Here is a 16,352-nt window from a genome sequence, read left to right on the forward strand (position 1 = left end):
TACCGCCCCGACCTCCTGGACGCCTTTCTGGCACACACCGGCCTGATCACGAACCCGAGATCGACATGACACCCCGAACTTTCAATCTCTGTAGAGTCCGCTGCACTCGCAGATGCGGATGTGGCGGCGCTGGTGCGCCGCCGGCTGAAGGACTGGGCCGCCGGCACCTACCTGCAGAGGCTTTCCGCAGCGCTGGCCTACGGATCGGCCATTGGTATCCGGCATGTCAACGAGGCGCTCGCCGCCCTGCACACGGTTGCGGCGGCTGCAGTGCGCCCGGAAATGTGTGACGCTGTCGCCTATTCGGTGGCCGAGGTATACGCCCCGACCACGGCCTCGATCGTGCTGCGACACCTGGCCCGCTGGGCGACCGGGGAACACGTCGGGGAGCGGCTGACCGCTGCTCTGGCATTCGTTCGCCTGGTCACCGCCGAACATGAAGAGGAGACGTCCCCTCCTCTGTGGCGCCATGACCAGAGCGACGATCTCGCGCAGCTCTGGATCAACGCGCTCGGCTGGGGTTCATGCACCACCCGCGCGAACACACGCATTTCCTTCCACACCCCGTCAGCCTGGCGTCTTCTGGCCACGTGGGCAGAGCGGGCGGCTGCCGTGCCCGCGGTCGACGCCGTCGTCAACGAAGTGCTCGTCAGGACCCGGACGAGACTCCGACCCATGTGGACATTCCATCTGCACTTGTGGCGCAGGCAGCGCTCTATAACCAGCGCCCAGTTCGCTCGGTACAACCGGTTCCTCACGGAGGGGTGACGATGACATCCACCAAGCTCATCAAGCTACCCGTGCTCGTACAGCGCTTCACGAAAAGGCCCACAGCCGAGATCAGCCCGTCACAGACATCGACATCCGGTGAGGAAACGGCCGCCACTCCCGAGGATCATCCCTCTTACGTCTTCACCGCGCCGTCCCTGGGCGATGGCTTCAAATTCGTGGTGAACGTCTGGCTTTGGCGGCGATCGGCCACCGGCTCCCTCATCTTTCGCCCCTGGAAAGAACTTAAGGAGGACCAGGATCATTCGATCAAGGACTATGTCCGAGAAACCGTCCGGGACACCCTGCGCCGATACGGCATCTTCGACGCAGCCCGAGCGGAGCAGGCCGCAAGAGACGCCCTGCAGCGCTGGCTCAAGGAACGTCCATCCGACTCCGTAGCCGGCACCTGGCGAGCGACCATCGAAGTCGACGTTCCCGACGAAGTCCGACAGTTGCGCTGCGCGCACGAGAGTGAGCTCTACAGGATCGCGGCTAAAGCGGAGCAGGTCGAACAGCAGGTGACGAGGCTCCGCACCTCGCGAACGCTCTGCGAGCAGTTCCTCGCCGAGACCATGGACCGTGCGACAGCGCGACATGCGGTACGACTCGCCCAGGCGGTCGAAAGTGTGGCGGACATCACCGACAGCATGCACGACGAGCGCGAGGAAAAAGCCAAGAAACTCGTCCAACTCCTCGCCCAAATCGTCGATGCCCAGCGGCACGCGAACGCCTTCGAGCTGGTTATCTCCAGCGAGTCCGCTTTGCGGGCAGCGTTCGAGCGGCTGGGCATAGCTCTCCCACCGCCAGACCCCGACTCTCCGTTCGCGCTCATGGAAGAGCCGCGATGAGCAAAGTGTCGATCAGAACCGCGCTCACCACGGCGGCCATCCCGACCAGGAGGAGCCAGAACCCCCATCGAATGAGGCGATACTTCTGGCCGACAATCTGACTGACCCTGTAGAGCTGATCAGCGATCCGCTCTAGATCCAGCGTGGATGACCTCACCAAAGCGCTGGAGAGCGCCGCGGCGGAATCAAAGCGAAGCACATCCGCGTAATACATGACAGCATCGCTTCGCTCTCTGCGATCCAGGCGCGGGTAGACGGCGCGCGCAAGCACCACGACCGATGCCACAGCAGCGGCTGCTCCCGTCCACCACATCCACTCGATGGCGTTGGACAGCCTGAACGGTGACCAACTGCCTGCCAGCAGGCCACCTGCAACAGCGCCGAGCCCAATACCCACGATGCCCAGCAGAACCTGAGCCTTGGCGTCGGCCCGATTGAGCTCCTCGCGGGTCTCCGCGAGGAGCTGGATGCCGTAAGCGCAAGCGTCATCGACAGCCGCTTTTCGCTGGTCTTGAGTCGTTGGAGAGAGGGCCCGTGCGATCCTGCGGAACATGAGTAACCTCTTGGCTCGGGGAGAAGCATTTCATGGCCGGGAGCACCGCGTAGCGTGTCATACAGGCGATCAAGTACTCACGCTGCGGATAGCACGCATGGGTCTGCTTTCGATCGATACGCTCGCTCCCGAGTTGATGGCCGCCAGCGAAATCCAAGTCTCAGGCCCTGTGCTCCCGCGCCCAAAGCTCTCCAGGAAGGTGGCTAAATGTCCGATTCTGCGGAAGTGCTCGGAAATGGCCTCGGCCCCCGGTGAAACCGCAGGTCGTGGAGAGTGCTCCCCGCGCACGCGGGGATGGTCCCACCCGGTGGAACAACTTCGCCCGGTTGCGGCTGTGCTCCCCGCGCACGCGGGGATGGTCCCCCGTACGCCAGCGACTGCAACGCGAGCCGCAGGTGCTCCCCGCGCACGCGGGGATGGTTCCTGGCGCTGGTGGATGCCCGCCGAGAACGGTGGGTGCTCCCCGCGCACGCGGGGATGGTCCCGGCACCGCACCGTCCGCCAAGCGCGCTGCCGCGTGCTCCCCGCGCACGCGGGGATGGTCCTCCGTTCAGGCGGCCGCTCACGCGGTTCGCGGTGTGCTCCCCGCGCACGCGGGGATGGTCCGTCTCGCCAGTCCTGGCCGTAGGTGAGGGCGCGGTGCTCCCCCCGCGCACATGGGGATGGGCCCGAGCTGGACCGTGTCCTGCGCAAGGTCGTGAAGTGCTCCCCTCGCACGCGGGGGTGGCCCCACACCCTGGTGGGGACGTGTTCGATGGGTGGCGTGATCCCCGCGCACGTGATCCCCGCGCACGTGGGCCTGGTGTAACCCTCTACCTATAGGAGCGAACCCACGGGACGCGCGCTGCGTACATCCTGGCGTCTCAGCAACTCACAGCCGAGAAATGACCATGCTGATGCGTTATGCGCCTCTCGCGAGAAAAATGCAGCCGGGGGACAATGCGATGGTCCTCGTAGGTGCTGGAGACCCGTCATGACGACCCCGCCATCGCCGCTTCCCCAGCCGTCGCCTGAACGCCCGCAACCCGAACAGCCCGCCCATACCGACACGGAACCGGAGCCTCCTTCCTTGACCCCGCCGGCGGTGGCACAGCCACCCGACTGGGGGTATTCGGGGATCGACCCGACGCTGATGCACGACTTCGAGCGTGACCTCGGCCAGGCGGAGAACACGCTCGGCCGCAACGAGCCGCAAATCCGTCGGATGCTGCAGAACCTCGACCTGGACACCTCGCGGTTGAACGCCATGCGGGAGCTGGGCAACTGGATCGGGGCCAAGCGGCCAGAGTTACGGCGCCGCAATGAGACCATCCAGGCCGTGACCACAGAATGGGGCACGGATACGACTGGTGGGCTGCGCCCTTTCGACGAGGCGCTGTACAGCGGGGCTTCCGGCGACCCCGACGTGTACGCCGCCGCGCTCAAGCTGCGCGAGGTCGACCGGAACGGCAAGGTGGACGAGAAGACCATCGCCAATCTGGAGAAGCGGTCCGAGGACGAAGGTTTTGCCACGTCGCTGATGTACGCGTTGGGGCCGGAGCGGTTCCGGCATCTCATGGCGGCGCTGGTGTACCAGAAGGATGCGGGCAAGAAGCGATTACAGGCGGCGCTGGGCAAGGCGCTCGGCGCGGCCAGTTCGCGGCTGAACGCGTCATGGCAGAAGGAAATGCTGTCGAATCTGAGGGTACCGGTGGATCAGCACGGGCTATCGGCGCTGCTTCCTCATGGCACTTTCGAGCGGGACTTCCTGGTGGCCATCGCCAAGACGTTGGACGGTCTGGACCGCAAGTCGTGGAACGATGCCGCTTCAGCCGGCATACCGCAGGATCCGATGGTCGGTGTGATGAAGGCATTGGCCAGGCATCCGAAGGCCGCCCAGGACTTCTTCTCCGGCGATCCCAGCATCATGAAGCGGTACGTTACCGAGCGACCGATGTACGACGGGGGGAACGCTTTCGGCAAGGCGCTGGAGGCCGCGACCATGACGTACCGAGACCGCGACGGCACCGCGCAGAAGCCGTCGCTGGGATTTATTTCGGCGAAGATAGCTTCGGACTTCATTCGCTGGGAAGCTCAGCGCGTCCTTGCGGGCACCGAGGGCCCTTCCTTCGCGACGACCGGCACCACCGCGCGCATCCTTGCCGCGTACATCAACGACGTCAACCGCGTCGCCAAAGGCACCAGCGATGACGATTCCGCTGTGTTCGAGGTTGAGCGCACGCACATGCCCCATGAGGATCGAGTCTGGGGTGCCCAGTTTCAGAAGGAGGATCTGCGCCTCGTCATGAGAGACGCCTTCAAACACGATCCCAAGGCGTTGGCGGCTGTCGCGGCGGCGCAGACCGCTTGGGGAAAGAAGTTGCTCGACCATGGCGCTGCCCGAACTGCCGAGACCGGAGACGCCAGGCGCCTTCTGATCAATGCGGCAGAAGCCGGCGCCGGTTTCGGACTGATCACCGAAGCCAGCGGACTCGCGAAGATCAAGCAGGGCCAGGAATTGGACGCGGCCCAGGAACGGAACATGAAAGTTTTCATGGCTGTCGTCAACACTGGCCTCGGGATTCCGCAAGCAGCGGCTGCGGCTATAACGGCGGCAACGCTGGGCTCATGGACCAGCATGATCGAAGATGCCGCCAAAACCGACAAGAACACAGAAAAGGCCAAGTACGATGCCAACGTGGCGGAGAACAAGGCTCAGTTCTTGCTAGACCAGATCGCCGCGGACGCCATGCTCAGGCACGGGTTGTTCGGCAAGTCCGATCCTCCCGACAAGACGCATCCATGGGCTTCGCTACCAGGCCGAGAGAAGGGTGAGGATCCCCGAGATTCCCGCTTCAACTTCCTGAAAGACGATGGGAACTCTCTCATGACGCGCAAGGAGATGGCACCGCACGACGGCAACAGCCATCCGCGACTCCAGGCATACGAGACATGGCTGGAAGATGCCCTTGCCGGGAAACGATGGGAAAAGATCGATGAAGCATTGACGTCGGGCTTCAACAAAGGACATTCGAGGCACAATTAGCCATGAGGCAACATCTCGCATTACCCGTGACAGCTCTCACCGCTTTACTTCTGGTGACCGCATGCCAGCAGCAGGAGGAACGTCCCGTCAACACGATCCCCGTTCCCTCGGTCGCAGCCTCTCCGTTCATCTGCGACTACATACCGCTGGATGCCGTACGACTGATGACGGGTGTGCAGGATCCCCTCGTGGACGGGAAGTTCGACATGACCGCCGGTGAGGACCTGGGAAGCGAAAAGTGGGGTAGCGGCGGGTGCTTCGTCTACGAGCCGACAGGTGAAAAACCTAAGGTCCTGGATGTCAGCCTGTCCCCCGACGGGACCGAAGAAGAAGTCGCCTACCGGATCCGCAAAGGTGCCGCCCGCCTACCCGAGATCGTTCCCGGCTCGGTCGGGTTCACCTTCCAAGACGGCAGCGCCGGCAACACTCAGGCAGCGGCAGTGCTGGTACACGGCCATGACCGCGTCATTGTGGAACTCGTACGCGGTGTCAGAGGGCGCGACAACGCCGCCGACGTCGTGGCCTTGATGAAACTGATCGCACCGAAGCTGATCCTCGACGCTACCCCCATCCCCGAGAAGGTCGAGAACTGAACCGATGCCCGCGATGGTGAACAACCCGCTGCATGAGGTGCTCCAGCACGCCATTCGCACCATCGGCCCTATGATCGAGCAGATCGACACCGACGTCGACAGGCCCTGCCGAATGTTCCGTACCAGCAAGGTCTGGACCGGCCCCACCGCCAAGCAGTTCGACGCCCAACTCTCTGGGTTCGGCACCCGGGCCCGAACCGCCGGGCAAGCGATCATGGACGAGTTGCGGCAGGCGCTAAGCCGCACGCCGAGCGAGGTCACCGAGGAGGAAGCCGCTTCCATCAAACGAAAGTACGGCCTCGGCTGACGCCAACGTGACCACCCTTCCGTTCGGGAACAACGGCAACGTTAGGTATGCCATGCAGTGTCCAGCCATGGACAACCGAGGTGCTCGACTCAGGTGATCGCCCGGGGTCTGTGCGCGCAGCCGTCGTCGTGCGACACTTCTGCCGCGTCTTCCGTAACTTGACGTGATCTCTTGCTCGCCAAGCTAGCCGAGAGTCCATAATGTCCAATTCAGTGAAAGTGCTCAGAAACAGCTTCGGCGCTCGATAAACCCGCAGGTCGTGGAGAGTGCTCCCCGCGCACGCGGGGATGGTCCCGTCCTCAGTTCAACCATCAGCACCCCGCCCCAGTGCTCCCCGCGCACGCGGGGATGGTCCCGTCCCGGCCCACACGTACCGCTTGCCCTCACCGTGCTCCCCGCGCACGCGGGGATGGTCCCGTCGAGACGATCCTGAACGCCACGCACGACGTGTGCTCCCCGCGCACGCGGGGATGGTCCATCTCCGTCCACACGGCCCGCGCGTTCGTCCCGGTGCTCCCCGCGCACGCGGGGATGGTCCCTCGCGATCGTGCCCGACGGTCAGACCCCGGACGTGCTCCCCGCGCACGCGGGGATGGTCCCAGGTGATGTGCCGCGCGGTATGCCGTCGCGCTGTGCTCCCCGCGCACGCGGGGATGGTCCCCTGTCTCCCACGGAGTCGTTGTATCCGTGCTCCCCGCACACGCTGGGAGTTGTCGAGCGACGCTCCACTGGCCCCTAGCGCTGGAGGCGCCCCCGCCGGTGTCTCCAGCGCTCGGTTGGCCTACCGCAGGGCCTCGGAGATGCGGCGCTTGGCAATCTCGTCTTGGCCGACGATGCACTTGGCGTAGATCCGCAGGAGCACGTCCACGCTGTGCCCCGCCCACTCGGCCACCTGGGGAGCCGGAACGCCTGCGTTGAGCCAGGTGGAGACGCAAGCGTGGCGGAGGTCGTACGGCCGGCCCGCCAGCGGAGATGAGAACTCCTTCGCGGTCAGCGCCGTCTTCCGTGCGGCCTTCCAAGCCCGTCTATAGGTGATGAACGGCAGTTCTCCGCCCCGCACGCCGTTGAAGAGGCGACCGTCTGCATCATTGGCGAACTCGGCGAGATGGACGCGGAGGATGTGACCCAATGGTGGCGGGATCGGCGCGGTCCTCCCATGACCTTGAGCACGGTGTTTGAGTGCACGCTCCTCGCGAGCCACGCCGCTGTCGGTCCATTCGCGCCCTGAGTATGGAGCAGCCTTGAGCAGGTGGAGCTCCCCCCAGGCGTTCTGTTCTCCCGAGTCGTCGCCCTCTGCCAGCGGCGGGAGAGCCACGTTATCGCGGTGCAAGCTGATGGCCTCCTCGGGACGTAGCGCGGCGAAGTACATGAGCGCGAAGAACGCGACGAGACGCGGTCCACTCGGCTGCTGTGACTGCACGGCGGCCAGCAGGGCTTTGGCCTGGGCATGGTTGACGACGCTGCGCCGGTCCACCTCGTACGTGCTGGCCGGCGGTTTCCACTTCAGCGTCTTGAGCGGGTTCTCCGGCAGCACCTTGAGTTCGACGGCGTAGTCCAGCGCGTTGGACAGGAGCATCCGGTGTTTGCGTACGGTGTTCAATGCCGCGCGCTGACCGTTCAGGAGGGATGTGGCCGCGTCCAGCAAGTCACGGGCGAGGCCGGGGTCGTCGGTGAACGCGGAGACGGGTCTGGTGTTGGCCGCGAGCCAGCTAAGCACGACGGCGATCTCCTCGGGTGCGTGCTCTCGTTGCTTGGTGTTGCAGGCCCAGCGGTGCATGGCGGAACGCAGCGCACGATCTTCCGGCTTGCCGCGTGTCGTGCTGTACATGGCCGGAGTGGCGGCGGTGAGGGCGCGGGCGATGTCCTGTCGGTACTTCGGCGCGGCTGCCTTCCACTTCATGTCCACGTACTTGCAGACGAACTCGTACCAGCTCATGTCAGCGCCGTTCCTACGCCCCCAGGAAACCGGCTCCCCGGTGGCGCGGCTGAACGCCTCTCCCCTGCGTGCCGCGGACTGGATCTCCCCCCGGTAGGTGTCGGCCTGCGCGGCGTTGCGGAAGGACTTGCGCCACCCCTTTCCGCCCACCTTCCAGCGCACGTAGTACGTCGTGGTCGTCGTGCCCTTGTAGACCTCGGTCTTGTAGACGCGTACGTCGTAAGTGATGTCGTTGTTCAAGCGGCGTCCTCCAATCCAGCGAGCCAGCGGTCGAGATCCGCGCGGCGGATGCGGAGATCGCCGTTGGGCAGCTTCAGGCAGCGCGGGGCGCGGCCTTTGGCTCGCCAGTCGTAGAAGGTGGAGCGAGAGATCTGGAGTTCGGCGCAGAGATCGGCGAGGGTGAGCATTCCTCGCTGAGTGGTGGCGGTGGCCAAGAGCGGCTCCTTGCGGATCACGGATGGTTGGGTGCGGTACGGGCCCCGTGCTTGGTAGCTGTGGGCCGGATGGTGATCAGGACGAAGAAAGAAGAAAGAACGGGCGTTACGTGCTGCGGCCGGGTGGTGGTGATCGGCTTTGTTCGTGGCCGACGGAAGAAGGGCCGTCCTCCGGTGAGCAGAGCTCTGCTGTTGCGCGGGTCATGAGGGGTTGTTTCTTCTTTCTTCGTCAGCGGTGGTACGGCGGTAGCGGACCGATGGGCGGCCCCCGGTGGGCGTGGTGAAGGTCTCGTACTGGCCGGTGGCCGTTAGGCTGGCCAGCAACTCGTCCAAGGTCTGCTTGGGCACGTTGCGAGAGAACAGGGCGCTGATCTCCGAGCGAGTCAGGCCGGTGTCGGCGGCCTGGTCCAGGGCGCGGCGGATGCGGTCGATCTTCGGGTCACGCATCTGCTTGTCCAGGACGAACACCGCTGAGGCGATGGAGTAGCGGACCAGGGCGGCGGCTGCTCCGAGGTCGGCTGTGGTGATGTGGGCGCGGGCGTCGAGGGCGGCGTACAGGGCGGAGAGGCGCAGGCAGTACGGGGCCGAACGGCGGGTGAACTCGGTCCAGGCGTGGTCTTCGTCGTCGGCGGCGGTGAACTCCTCGTACAGCTCGGCCGACCACAGAGCGCGAGCGGCCTCGTCGAGGGCGATGCGCTTGATCTGGCGGGCAGCCTTGACGGCGTCGTGCAGCCTGCCGCTGAGAGCGGCCAAGAGGTCGGGCGCGACGCCTTCCGGGATCGGCAGGCGCTTGCTGCGCTCGACGTAGATGGGCAGGAAGCGGTTGTAGGAGCCGCCCGCCATGTCCGCCTCGGCCAGGCGCATGCGGAACTCTTTGGGCGTGATGTGGCCGATGATCGCGATGTGCGGGTTCGAGGCCCGGTAGGCGTTGCGGGTCAGCACCGCGAGGGTGCGGCCGTCCCACGCCTGGCGGAGCATCGTGCCGAGGGTGGAGCCCTCGCGCTTGGCGCGGGCCATGACGGTGGAGAACTCCGGCTCGGTCACCGACAGGCGCTTGTCCATCGTGCCGCCGGGATCGTCCGGGCTGTCAGGGTCGCGGATGCGCTCGATCAGCCCTTCGCCGGACGACAGGCCGGTGACGCAGAGGTCGACGTAGCCGATGCCGGCGTGGTGCAGGAAGATTTCGGCGGTGTCGGTGGCCTGGCCTTTGCGGCCAGAGCCGGTGCGGCCGAACAGCAAGGGCCAGATCAGGAGCGGGTGGCGGGTGTTGCCGATCTGGACGTACGGGCCGGGGCCGATGACCGCGCCGCAGGCGGACAGGGCGGAGACCAGGACGCCTACCGGGTCGGCTTCGGTGGACGGGTCGGCGGCCTTCACCAGCTCGCCGGGCAGGCCGTAGAACATGGCCGGGTCGGCGGCCGGTGGCGGGACTGGCAGGCCGATGCTCAGGTCGCCGGACTGATCGCGGTGCAGGCGGTTGATCGTGGCATGGGCGTCGAGGTTCTCCAGGATGGTGTGGGCGTTGAGGGGGTTGGTCATGCGATCCCCCGGCGTGGCTGGCGTGCTCCGGCGGTCAGGCCGGAACGGATGGTGGCGGCGGCCTCTCGGGGGGACAGGCCGGTGGCCTGGGCAGCGGTGTGCAGGGCGTCCTCGGTCAGGCGGTGCGGCAGCAGGCCCGTGGCGATGAGCTGACCGAGGGCGAAGGCGGCGGCGTTCAGAGTGTGGTTGCGAGTGCCCGGCCTGGCGTCGAGGACGTGCTGCAGTTCTTTCTGCAGTGCGGTCAGCGCGTAGCCGGTGGACTGGTTGCCGAGGGCGGCCAGGACGTCGGAGACGTGGACCTGATGAGGGGTGTGCTCGGGTCGGGTAAGGCGTTCTACCAGCCAGGACGGCAGGGGCGCGGGTGCAGTGGTGTGGATGGCGTCGTAGGTGCCCATGCCGTCCGGAAGCTCGACGTAGCTGCCTGGCGCGACAACGTAGCCGCCGTCAGCGCGGGTGTCGATCAACCAGCCGAGGCCTTGTCCCTTGGCGCCGGACGTGTTGCCGAGCGTCACCCCCTCGGGTGCGGTGAAGTACAGGTGGGTGCCGCCACGACGGGTGCGGACCTGGAAGGTCTCCAGCGGTAGCGGCTGGCCAGCCTCCTCGCACAGCAGGGCCAGGACGTCTGCCCCGTCGTTGACGCCAGGCCGGTCGTAGGGCGGCTGCTCCCCCGACTTCGGGACGTCCAGGTCGATGACGACCAGGCGGGACGGGCCGGTGGCGATGCCGATGTTGTACGGGGTGCCGGACCAGAAGCGGCGGATAGTGTTGGCGTCGGTCGTGTGGTGCTCCTTCCACTTCCAGCCCTTGAGCGGCACCTTGTCCCCCGGCGTGAGCGGGAAGACGTGCCAGCCTCGGGCGGCGGCGGCCAGCGCGTACGGCAGCGTCTGGCGGGACGGGCGAGGTGTCATGCTGATGGGTGCTCCTTGAGTCGGCCCTGCGGGGCCGGTGATCGGTTGGCGCATGGGCCCCGGCGTCGTGCTTGGTGGCTGTGCGCCGGGGCCGTTCTCGGGTTCAGCGGTCGTGGTACAGGCGGCGGACGTAGTTCCAGACGTGGCGGCCGAGGCGTAGGCGCAGGCCAGTGGCGTCGCAGCGGCGGCAGTAGCGGGTGCCCCGGCGGTGCGAGATGCGGCCTTTGCCGTCGCACTTCCGGCAGCGACCGAACGGGCTCACGTAGCACTGCGAGGCGTAACAGAGCGTGCCGGTGATCGCGGTGATAGCGGCGAGCAGGGCAGGGTGCACGATGGCCTCCTGAGCCGGTTTCAGGGCGTGGTCGAGGAGGGCCGCTAGCGTGCTAACGGCCTGGCCGGTAAGGGTTTTCGCTGCTAGCGGGGGTGCTAGCGCTAGCAAGGTCAGGTGCTATCGCTAGCAGCCCCCTCACGGGTCAGCCGGAACGCTTCTGGCGGTTACGCTCGGCGATGGCCTCGGTGAGGTCGTCCAGGCGGATGCCGCGCCGGGTGACGGGCTTGCCGTCGATACGGCGGCCGATGTCGCCGACCCGTATGCCGTGTGGCTTGAGTGCGCTGGTGAGCTGTTCGGACTTCCAGCCGGAGTAGACGTCGGGGCGGAGTTCGGCCAGGCGGGTGCACAGGGCCTCGTTCCAGGCCGCGTGCTCCCCGGCGGGCCAGACGTCGGCGAGGTCGGCCAAGAGGTCGAAGACGTCCTCCCGGGCCTGGGTGCCGGGTTCGGGCAGCGTGCCGGCCAGGCCGCGGGACTGCCTGGCACGGACGACGACCTTCTCGGCGTCGCGAGTGTCGAGGTAGTAGGAACGGCGGGCGGCGGGCTTGCCGAGGCCGGCCAGGATGCCCCAACCGGCCTCCACGACCGGCTGGAAAACCGTGGCGCGGTAGCCCTGCTTGTACATGGACGTGCCGAGAATCATGTCGTTCGCGGTCTGGTCGGCGACGCTCATGCAGTAGCGAGTGTTGACGTTTCGGGTGATGCCGGTCGGCAGGCTGTCCTTGTCCGGGATCTGCGTGCCCAGGAGCAGCATCACGCCCAGCGCGCGGCCGAGCTTGATGACCTTCTCGCAGATCTCCCCGGCTTCCTTGCCGTACTGCGGGTGCAGGAACAGCTCCTGGATCTCGTCCACCGCCACGATCAGCGGGTGCAGGCCCGAGCCCTTGAGCGAGGCCAGCTCCGGGGTGACCTTGTTCTCCGGGGCCTTGCCGAGGGCGTTGTAGTGGGCGATGCGCTTGGAGCGGCGTTCGCACTCCTTGTACAGCCAGCCGAACATCGCGGCGCACCGGGCGATCGTCTCGTCGTCGAAGCCGTTGCCGTACTCCGTACAGACCGGCTCCAGAACCTTGAAGTCCCCCACTCCCTTCAGCTCGTAGATGCGCAGCTCGGCGCGCGGGTCGAGGGCGGCAGCCAGGACCGCGAGCCTCAGCCCGAACGTCTTGCCCGAGCCAGGCTGCCCGCCGACCAACCAGTTGCGGAACATCAGCTCGGCGTTCACGGTCTCCATCCGTGGTGTCGTGGCGAACGGGAACGGCTTGAACACGTCCACCTGGCCGTCCCGCAGCAGCGGCCAGGGCGGCTGCTTCATCTGGGACGACGGCTCGTAGCCGACCCAGAGCGCGAGCCGTCCGGGGTGGCCGGCGGCCGGTTCCGGCCAGACCTGATCCAGCGGGAGCCGCATGGCCGAGGCGAGGCGGCCACGGCGGGCCACCACCTCGGCGGCCTCCACGCCGAAGGGCAGATCGACGATGGCCAGGTGGCCAGGGCCGTCCCGGTGGATCTCCTGCGGGAATGTGATCGCGTTCGGGTCCTTGCTCACCGCCTGGGTGATGCCGGAGATGCCGCAGGACAGCAGCGCGCGGCGGACCAGTTCGGCCGTGAGCTTGCGGTAGCGCGGGGCCTCGCTCACGCGGTCGGTGATCGGCTTGTCGGTAGGGCGTCCGGCTCTGGCCAGCAGCGGTACGGCGACGACCAGCGTGCCGAGCCGGACCCAGCCGGGCAGGTCGGCGACCAGGAAGGCCACCAGGCCGACCAGGGTGGCGACGCCCAGAGCCAGCAGGACGGACCAGCGCCAGCGGGACTGGCGTTGGCGCTGCTTGTCGAGCTTGAGCCAGGTCTCGGCGTCGTTGCGATCGGCGGCGTACTGGCGCAGCGCCCAGTTGCCTTCCTCGGCGGTGGCCCAGTGCAGCAGCCGGCCGATGGACTTGAAGACGCCGGGAATCGCGTACCAGAGCGCCTTGGCCAGGTACTTCGGTGCGCGGACGGAGTGATAGCCGAGGACGTACGCGGTGTCGCGGGCCTGCCAGGCGACCATCGCGCGGATGGACTGCCAGGTACGCAGCCAGGCCGGGATGATGGGCGCGCGGCGGCGCGTGGCCACGGTGGTGACCGGTACGGCGTCCTCGTCGGGCGGGTCGACCGGCGGACCGGTGACGTTGCCGTCGACGGCGATGCTCTCGCGGTCGAAGTAATCGTCATCGGGCTCTTCGGCCTGGCGGGCGCGGCGGCGGGAGTCGAGCGGTACGACCTCCGCGTCACCTGGTTTGGCCCACTCGAAGCCTTCGAGTTCGCGGCCGGGCACCGGACGGCGGTCCGGCTCGTGCGGGTCGTGAGTCATGATGAATATGCCTCGTTTGCCGTGACGGTTGCGGGGTGGCGGGGCGCGGCCACTGTTCTTGGCGGAGTGGGGGCCGCGCCCTCTGACGTAGCTGCGGTCGGACCGTGCGGACGGTCCGCGGTCGGCCCGGCGGTCGTGGTCCGGTCGGGCGGTGCCTCCGTCCGCAGGCGGGCCAGGAGTGCCCCGGCGCGGTCGGTGGAGACTGACCGGCCGGTCTGCCGGATGGCGTCGCGGAGCCGGTCACGGGTGAGCGGGACATCGCGTGCCTCGTGGTCGGCGACGATCCGCCAGCCGAGCGGCATCAGGTCCGTCACGTCGGCGCGGGGCCGTCGTGCGGCCTTCTTCGGCGCTCGGTGCTTGGGCTTCGGCGGCAGTGCCGGGCGCTCGGGTGCCAGTTGGATGTGCTGTGGTGCCAGCTCGCCGAGGCGGTAAAGCGCGCGTTCTCGGCGGGTGGCCTTGTAGCGCCACAGCCTGCCGTACCGGTCTTGCAGGTCCGTACGGGCGAGGATGCGGTCACGCTCGCGGCCGAGGGCGTTCGGGTACGAGCGAATCTCCCACAGCACCATCCGGCGCCACAGCGCGAACGTGGACGGGAAGGCCAGGAGCCACCGGGAGAGCCGGATGGACTCCATGCGGTCTGGCCGGGCCAGGTCGGCGCGCTTGCGGATGGCGTACGCGCCCACCTCCACCGCCACCACCCACAGGCCGGGCAGCATCGCGTGAGCGATGATCCCGAACAGGGTGTCCTCACCGGCCACGTTCAGGTAGACCGTGGCGGCTGTCAGCGACCAGGGCACCACCCGCAGCAGGCGAAGGCGCATGCCGAGCCGGGCAAGGACGATGTCCAGCGCCGAGAAGACGGCGATGCCGAGGTCTATGCCGAGTGGAACGATCCAGGCGAACCACCCGAAGGACGGCTCGGCGGCCTCGGCCACCGTGGCGAAGCTGATGACGAAGCCGAGCAGGCCGAGCACGGCCACGGCGGCGGCGGTGACCGAGACGGCGGTCTGCTCGCCTTCGGTCAGCGGGCGGGGCCCGTAGACGGCTGCGGTCATCGGCCCCACCGTCCCCAGCAGCGCGGGCAGTTGGGCCTGTCGCACCAGTTCGCCGGGTGGCGGGACCAGATGCGCAGCACCTTGTCTGGCGAGCCCGCGGCGATGACGGCGTAGCGCGTCACCTGACGGAGGCGGTAGCGCTCCTGGGCGATGCGTACCAGGTCGCAGGCGAGGAATCCGGCGGCGAACACCACCAGGTAGAGCAGTACGTTGATCATGCGGTTCTCCTGGGCGGGATGCGAACTTCGTGGTCGAGGTCGGCGGCGAACACGGTGCGGCGGCACTGTGCGCAGTAGAACTGGACGGGGCCGCCGTCGAGCCGCGTCGTACAGCGCGGGCAGCGGGCGGCCGACGGAGTGGCGTTCTTCATGTGACCTCCCTTCAGGTTCCGGACTGGGAGCGGACGAGGATGCGGCACATGCGGCAGTTGGACAGGCAGCGAGTGCCGTGATCAGGGCAGATCTCGACCTGGTGGCGAACGCCGCAGCCACGGCACCGGTACGCGCTACGCGAACGCCTGCCGCAGTCGGCGCACTGGAAGCGAGCCATCACGCGGCCACCTCCCGCAGCGCGCGTAGCTCGTCGCTGGTCAGGCCCGCCCAGATGCCGGCCTCAGGCGACACGGCCAGGGCGTAGACCAGGCACGCGGAGCGGGCCGGGCAGGCACCGCACACCGCCTTGGCCTTCGCCTCGCGTGCCTCTCGCTCGTCGTCCGGCTCGGGCTCGAAGGCGTCGGGGCCGGTGAAGAGCTGGGCGTTGTCGCTCTCGCAGGCCGGGCCCGCGTTGAGCACGTCATCGCGGAGGTCGTACAGGAACTCGTTCATCGGCGCACCGCCGACAGGGTGACGAGCGCCTCGGCGACGGCGAGCTGGTGGCAGCTCGGGCAGATGGGCGGGGTGGGAGCCTCCTCCTCTGGGGCGATCTCCTCGGCTCCACCGCAGACGAGGCAGAGCCACTGGACGGACGTCCAGGTCACCGGGCGCGTGGGCAGGTCGAGGTCGTAGCTGGGCTGTGTGTTGCCGGACCCGTGGGTCATGATGGAAGAACCCTTCTAGGGATGCCGGGGCGCGGATCAGGTTTGGCGACATGGGCCGCGCCCCGGCTTGTTCTGTCTGGTGGGTCAGCCGAGACCGTTGCTGAACGTGGTCAGGGCTTGGGCGATCGTCTGGATGCCGTCCACGGCGGCGTTCACCGCCACCGCGGCCTTGTGCGGCTGAGTGACCACGAAGAAGGCCGCGAGGATCATCAGCACCGTGGGCAGGAAGCGTCGGGGTCGGAGAGCAGGCATTGGTGGTGATCCCTTCTGGTCGTCATCGGGCCTGTCTCTCCTGGTGGGCCGGGCTCTCTCGCGAGAACCTGTCCTGTACAGGTATAGAACAGGCTTGGCTGCTCCGTCAAGCTCCTTTCGGGAGCCGCCGTGTTCGTGGCACTAGAAAACCGCGCAGGTCAGGGGGTATGGCAGCGTTCAAAAGACGGTGCAATTGAGCGGTTGGGGGTGCACGACGGCCAGGAGGGGGTGCAAACTGTGGGCGACATCTTGATCACTGAGGGTTGCCGACCCCTTGCGCGCCGGGAGTGCCATGAAGCTCCGAGAGCCGAATCACCAGCTCGCAGCGGTCATGACGCGAGCCGCGTGTTCCAACAAGGCCCTCGCCCGGCGAGTGCAGGATGTGGCGAGCAGCCATGGCGCGGACGTTCGCTGTGATCACGTATCGGT

At 67.2% G+C, this 16,352-nt stretch carries 18 protein-coding genes and 2 CRISPR repeat arrays; of the genes, 5 read left to right on the forward strand and 13 right to left on the reverse strand.

The window, feature by feature from the left end:
• The first annotated feature begins 120 nt into the window (after positions 1-120).
• Both ACZ6SA_RS23660 and ACZ6SA_RS23665 read left to right on the forward strand, forming a co-directional pair.
• Positions 121-768 (forward strand): hypothetical protein, encoded by a 648-nt coding sequence (locus ACZ6SA_RS23660; protein WP_465830378.1) that lies wholly within the window; start codon positions 121-123, stop codon positions 766-768.
• A 2-nt stretch (positions 769-770) separates the two neighbouring features.
• Entirely contained in the window at positions 771-1,619 is an 849-nt protein-coding gene (locus tag ACZ6SA_RS23665) for a hypothetical protein (protein WP_465830380.1), read from the forward strand.
• Here ACZ6SA_RS23665 and ACZ6SA_RS23670 read toward each other — a convergent pair.
• Positions 1,600-2,172 carry a Pycsar system effector family protein gene (locus ACZ6SA_RS23670; RefSeq protein ID WP_465830382.1) on the reverse strand — a complete coding sequence of 191 codons (573 nt, stop codon included), beginning with the start codon at positions 2,170-2,172 and terminating at the stop codon, positions 1,600-1,602. The genes ACZ6SA_RS23665 and ACZ6SA_RS23670 overlap by 20 nt on opposite strands.
• Before the next feature lie 273 nt (positions 2,173-2,445).
• Positions 2,446-2,778: a CRISPR direct-repeat array (repeat unit 28 nt; unit sequence GTGCTCCCCGCGCACGCGGGGATGGTCC).
• A gap of 367 nt (positions 2,779-3,145) precedes the next feature.
• Between ACZ6SA_RS23670 and ACZ6SA_RS23675 the strand changes: the two genes are divergently transcribed.
• Genes ACZ6SA_RS23675 through ACZ6SA_RS23685 form a run of 3 tightly spaced genes read left to right on the forward strand, consistent with a single transcriptional unit; the run spans position 3,146 to position 6,097 of the window.
• Positions 3,146-5,197 carry a DUF6571 family protein gene (locus ACZ6SA_RS23675; RefSeq protein WP_465830384.1) on the forward strand — a complete coding sequence of 684 codons (2,052 nt, stop codon included), beginning with the start codon at positions 3,146-3,148 and terminating at the stop codon, positions 5,195-5,197.
• Positions 5,198-5,223: 26 nt separating this feature from the next.
• The gene (locus tag ACZ6SA_RS23680; RefSeq protein ID WP_465830386.1) at positions 5,224-5,790 is read left to right on the forward strand and encodes a hypothetical protein; all 567 of its coding nucleotides are present in this window, start codon (positions 5,224-5,226) and stop codon (positions 5,788-5,790) included.
• A gap of 4 nt (positions 5,791-5,794) precedes the next feature.
• Positions 5,795-6,097 carry a hypothetical protein gene (locus ACZ6SA_RS23685; protein WP_465830389.1) on the forward strand — a complete coding sequence of 101 codons (303 nt, stop codon included), beginning with the start codon at positions 5,795-5,797 and terminating at the stop codon, positions 6,095-6,097.
• Between the two features lie 266 nt (positions 6,098-6,363).
• Positions 6,364-6,757: a CRISPR direct-repeat array (repeat unit 28 nt; unit sequence GTGCTCCCCGCGCACGCGGGGATGGTCC).
• Between the two features lie 121 nt (positions 6,758-6,878).
• Here the strand turns inward: ACZ6SA_RS23685 and ACZ6SA_RS23690 are convergent.
• The 12 genes from ACZ6SA_RS23690 to ACZ6SA_RS23745 form a co-directional block, all read right to left on the reverse strand.
• Positions 6,879-8,273: a tyrosine-type recombinase/integrase gene (locus ACZ6SA_RS23690; protein WP_465830391.1), complete on the reverse strand. Its 1,395-nt coding sequence runs from the start codon at positions 8,271-8,273 to the stop codon at positions 6,879-6,881.
• A complete protein-coding gene (locus ACZ6SA_RS23695; RefSeq protein WP_342774809.1) occupies positions 8,270-8,467 on the reverse strand; it encodes a helix-turn-helix transcriptional regulator in 198 nt (65 codons plus the stop codon). Before ACZ6SA_RS23695 ends, ACZ6SA_RS23690 begins: the two co-directional genes overlap by 4 nt.
• Before the next feature lie 201 nt (positions 8,468-8,668).
• The gene (locus ACZ6SA_RS23700) at positions 8,669-10,006 is read right to left on the reverse strand and encodes a YfjI family protein (RefSeq protein ID WP_465830394.1); all 1,338 of its coding nucleotides are present in this window, start codon (positions 10,004-10,006) and stop codon (positions 8,669-8,671) included.
• On the reverse strand, positions 10,003-10,914 hold the full coding sequence (locus ACZ6SA_RS23705; RefSeq protein WP_465830396.1) for a bifunctional DNA primase/polymerase: 912 nt from the start codon (positions 10,912-10,914) through the stop codon (positions 10,003-10,005). The genes ACZ6SA_RS23700 and ACZ6SA_RS23705 overlap by 4 nt, the downstream gene beginning before the upstream one ends.
• Positions 10,915-11,017: 103 nt before the next feature.
• On the reverse strand, positions 11,018-11,245 hold the full coding sequence (locus tag ACZ6SA_RS23710; protein ID WP_465830398.1) for a hypothetical protein: 228 nt from the start codon (positions 11,243-11,245) through the stop codon (positions 11,018-11,020).
• 142 nt (positions 11,246-11,387) lie between these two features.
• The gene (locus ACZ6SA_RS23715; protein WP_465830400.1) at positions 11,388-13,580 is read right to left on the reverse strand and encodes a cell division protein FtsK; all 2,193 of its coding nucleotides are present in this window, start codon (positions 13,578-13,580) and stop codon (positions 11,388-11,390) included.
• On the reverse strand, positions 13,577-14,635 hold the full coding sequence (locus ACZ6SA_RS23720) for a DUF2637 domain-containing protein (RefSeq protein WP_465830402.1): 1,059 nt from the start codon (positions 14,633-14,635) through the stop codon (positions 13,577-13,579). Before ACZ6SA_RS23720 ends, ACZ6SA_RS23715 begins: the two co-directional genes overlap by 4 nt.
• Positions 14,632-14,853: a hypothetical protein gene (locus ACZ6SA_RS23725; protein WP_165959588.1), complete on the reverse strand. Its 222-nt coding sequence runs from the start codon at positions 14,851-14,853 to the stop codon at positions 14,632-14,634. Before ACZ6SA_RS23725 ends, ACZ6SA_RS23720 begins: the two co-directional genes overlap by 4 nt.
• The gene (locus tag ACZ6SA_RS23730) at positions 14,850-15,005 is read right to left on the reverse strand and encodes a hypothetical protein (protein WP_465830404.1); all 156 of its coding nucleotides are present in this window, start codon (positions 15,003-15,005) and stop codon (positions 14,850-14,852) included. The genes ACZ6SA_RS23725 and ACZ6SA_RS23730 overlap by 4 nt, the downstream gene beginning before the upstream one ends.
• Positions 15,006-15,183: 178 nt before the next feature.
• Positions 15,184-15,459 (reverse strand): WhiB family transcriptional regulator, encoded by a 276-nt coding sequence (locus ACZ6SA_RS23735; protein ID WP_165959586.1) that lies wholly within the window; start codon positions 15,457-15,459, stop codon positions 15,184-15,186.
• On the reverse strand, positions 15,456-15,671 hold the full coding sequence (locus ACZ6SA_RS23740; protein WP_465830407.1) for a hypothetical protein: 216 nt from the start codon (positions 15,669-15,671) through the stop codon (positions 15,456-15,458). Before ACZ6SA_RS23740 ends, ACZ6SA_RS23735 begins: the two co-directional genes overlap by 4 nt.
• A gap of 84 nt (positions 15,672-15,755) precedes the next feature.
• Positions 15,756-15,923: a hypothetical protein gene (locus tag ACZ6SA_RS23745; protein WP_465830409.1), complete on the reverse strand. Its 168-nt coding sequence runs from the start codon at positions 15,921-15,923 to the stop codon at positions 15,756-15,758.
• Positions 15,924-16,352 lie beyond the last annotated feature (429 nt).

This window comes from Nonomuraea sp. NPDC049378, from assembly GCF_055586745.1.

Excerpts from the sequence above, each read along its gene's own strand:
- ACZ6SA_RS23725 (WP_165959588.1), bottom strand. The coding sequence starts at position 14,853 with ATGATCAACGTACTGCTCTACCTGGTGGTGTTCGCCGCCGGATTCCTC.
- ACZ6SA_RS23715 (WP_465830400.1), bottom strand. The coding sequence starts at position 13,580 with ATGACTCACGACCCGCACGAGCCGGACCGCCGTCCGGTGCCCGGCCGC.
- ACZ6SA_RS23740 (WP_465830407.1), bottom strand. The coding sequence starts at position 15,671 with ATGACCCACGGGTCCGGCAACACACAGCCCAGCTACGACCTCGACCTG.
- ACZ6SA_RS23705 (WP_465830396.1), bottom strand. The coding sequence starts at position 10,914 with ATGACACCTCGCCCGTCCCGCCAGACGCTGCCGTACGCGCTGGCCGCC.
- ACZ6SA_RS23730 (WP_465830404.1), bottom strand. The coding sequence starts at position 15,005 with ATGAAGAACGCCACTCCGTCGGCCGCCCGCTGCCCGCGCTGTACGACG.
- ACZ6SA_RS23685 (WP_465830389.1), top strand. The coding sequence starts at position 5,795 with ATGCCCGCGATGGTGAACAACCCGCTGCATGAGGTGCTCCAGCACGCC.
- ACZ6SA_RS23670 (WP_465830382.1), bottom strand. The coding sequence starts at position 2,172 with ATGTTCCGCAGGATCGCACGGGCCCTCTCTCCAACGACTCAAGACCAG.
- ACZ6SA_RS23675 (WP_465830384.1), top strand. The coding sequence starts at position 3,146 with ATGACGACCCCGCCATCGCCGCTTCCCCAGCCGTCGCCTGAACGCCCG.
- ACZ6SA_RS23735 (WP_165959586.1), bottom strand. The coding sequence starts at position 15,459 with ATGAACGAGTTCCTGTACGACCTCCGCGATGACGTGCTCAACGCGGGC.
- ACZ6SA_RS23745 (WP_465830409.1), bottom strand. The coding sequence starts at position 15,923 with ATGCCTGCTCTCCGACCCCGACGCTTCCTGCCCACGGTGCTGATGATC.
- ACZ6SA_RS23700 (WP_465830394.1), bottom strand. The coding sequence starts at position 10,006 with ATGACCAACCCCCTCAACGCCCACACCATCCTGGAGAACCTCGACGCC.
- ACZ6SA_RS23665 (WP_465830380.1), top strand. The coding sequence starts at position 771 with ATGACATCCACCAAGCTCATCAAGCTACCCGTGCTCGTACAGCGCTTC.
- ACZ6SA_RS23720 (WP_465830402.1), bottom strand. The coding sequence starts at position 14,635 with ATGACCGCAGCCGTCTACGGGCCCCGCCCGCTGACCGAAGGCGAGCAG.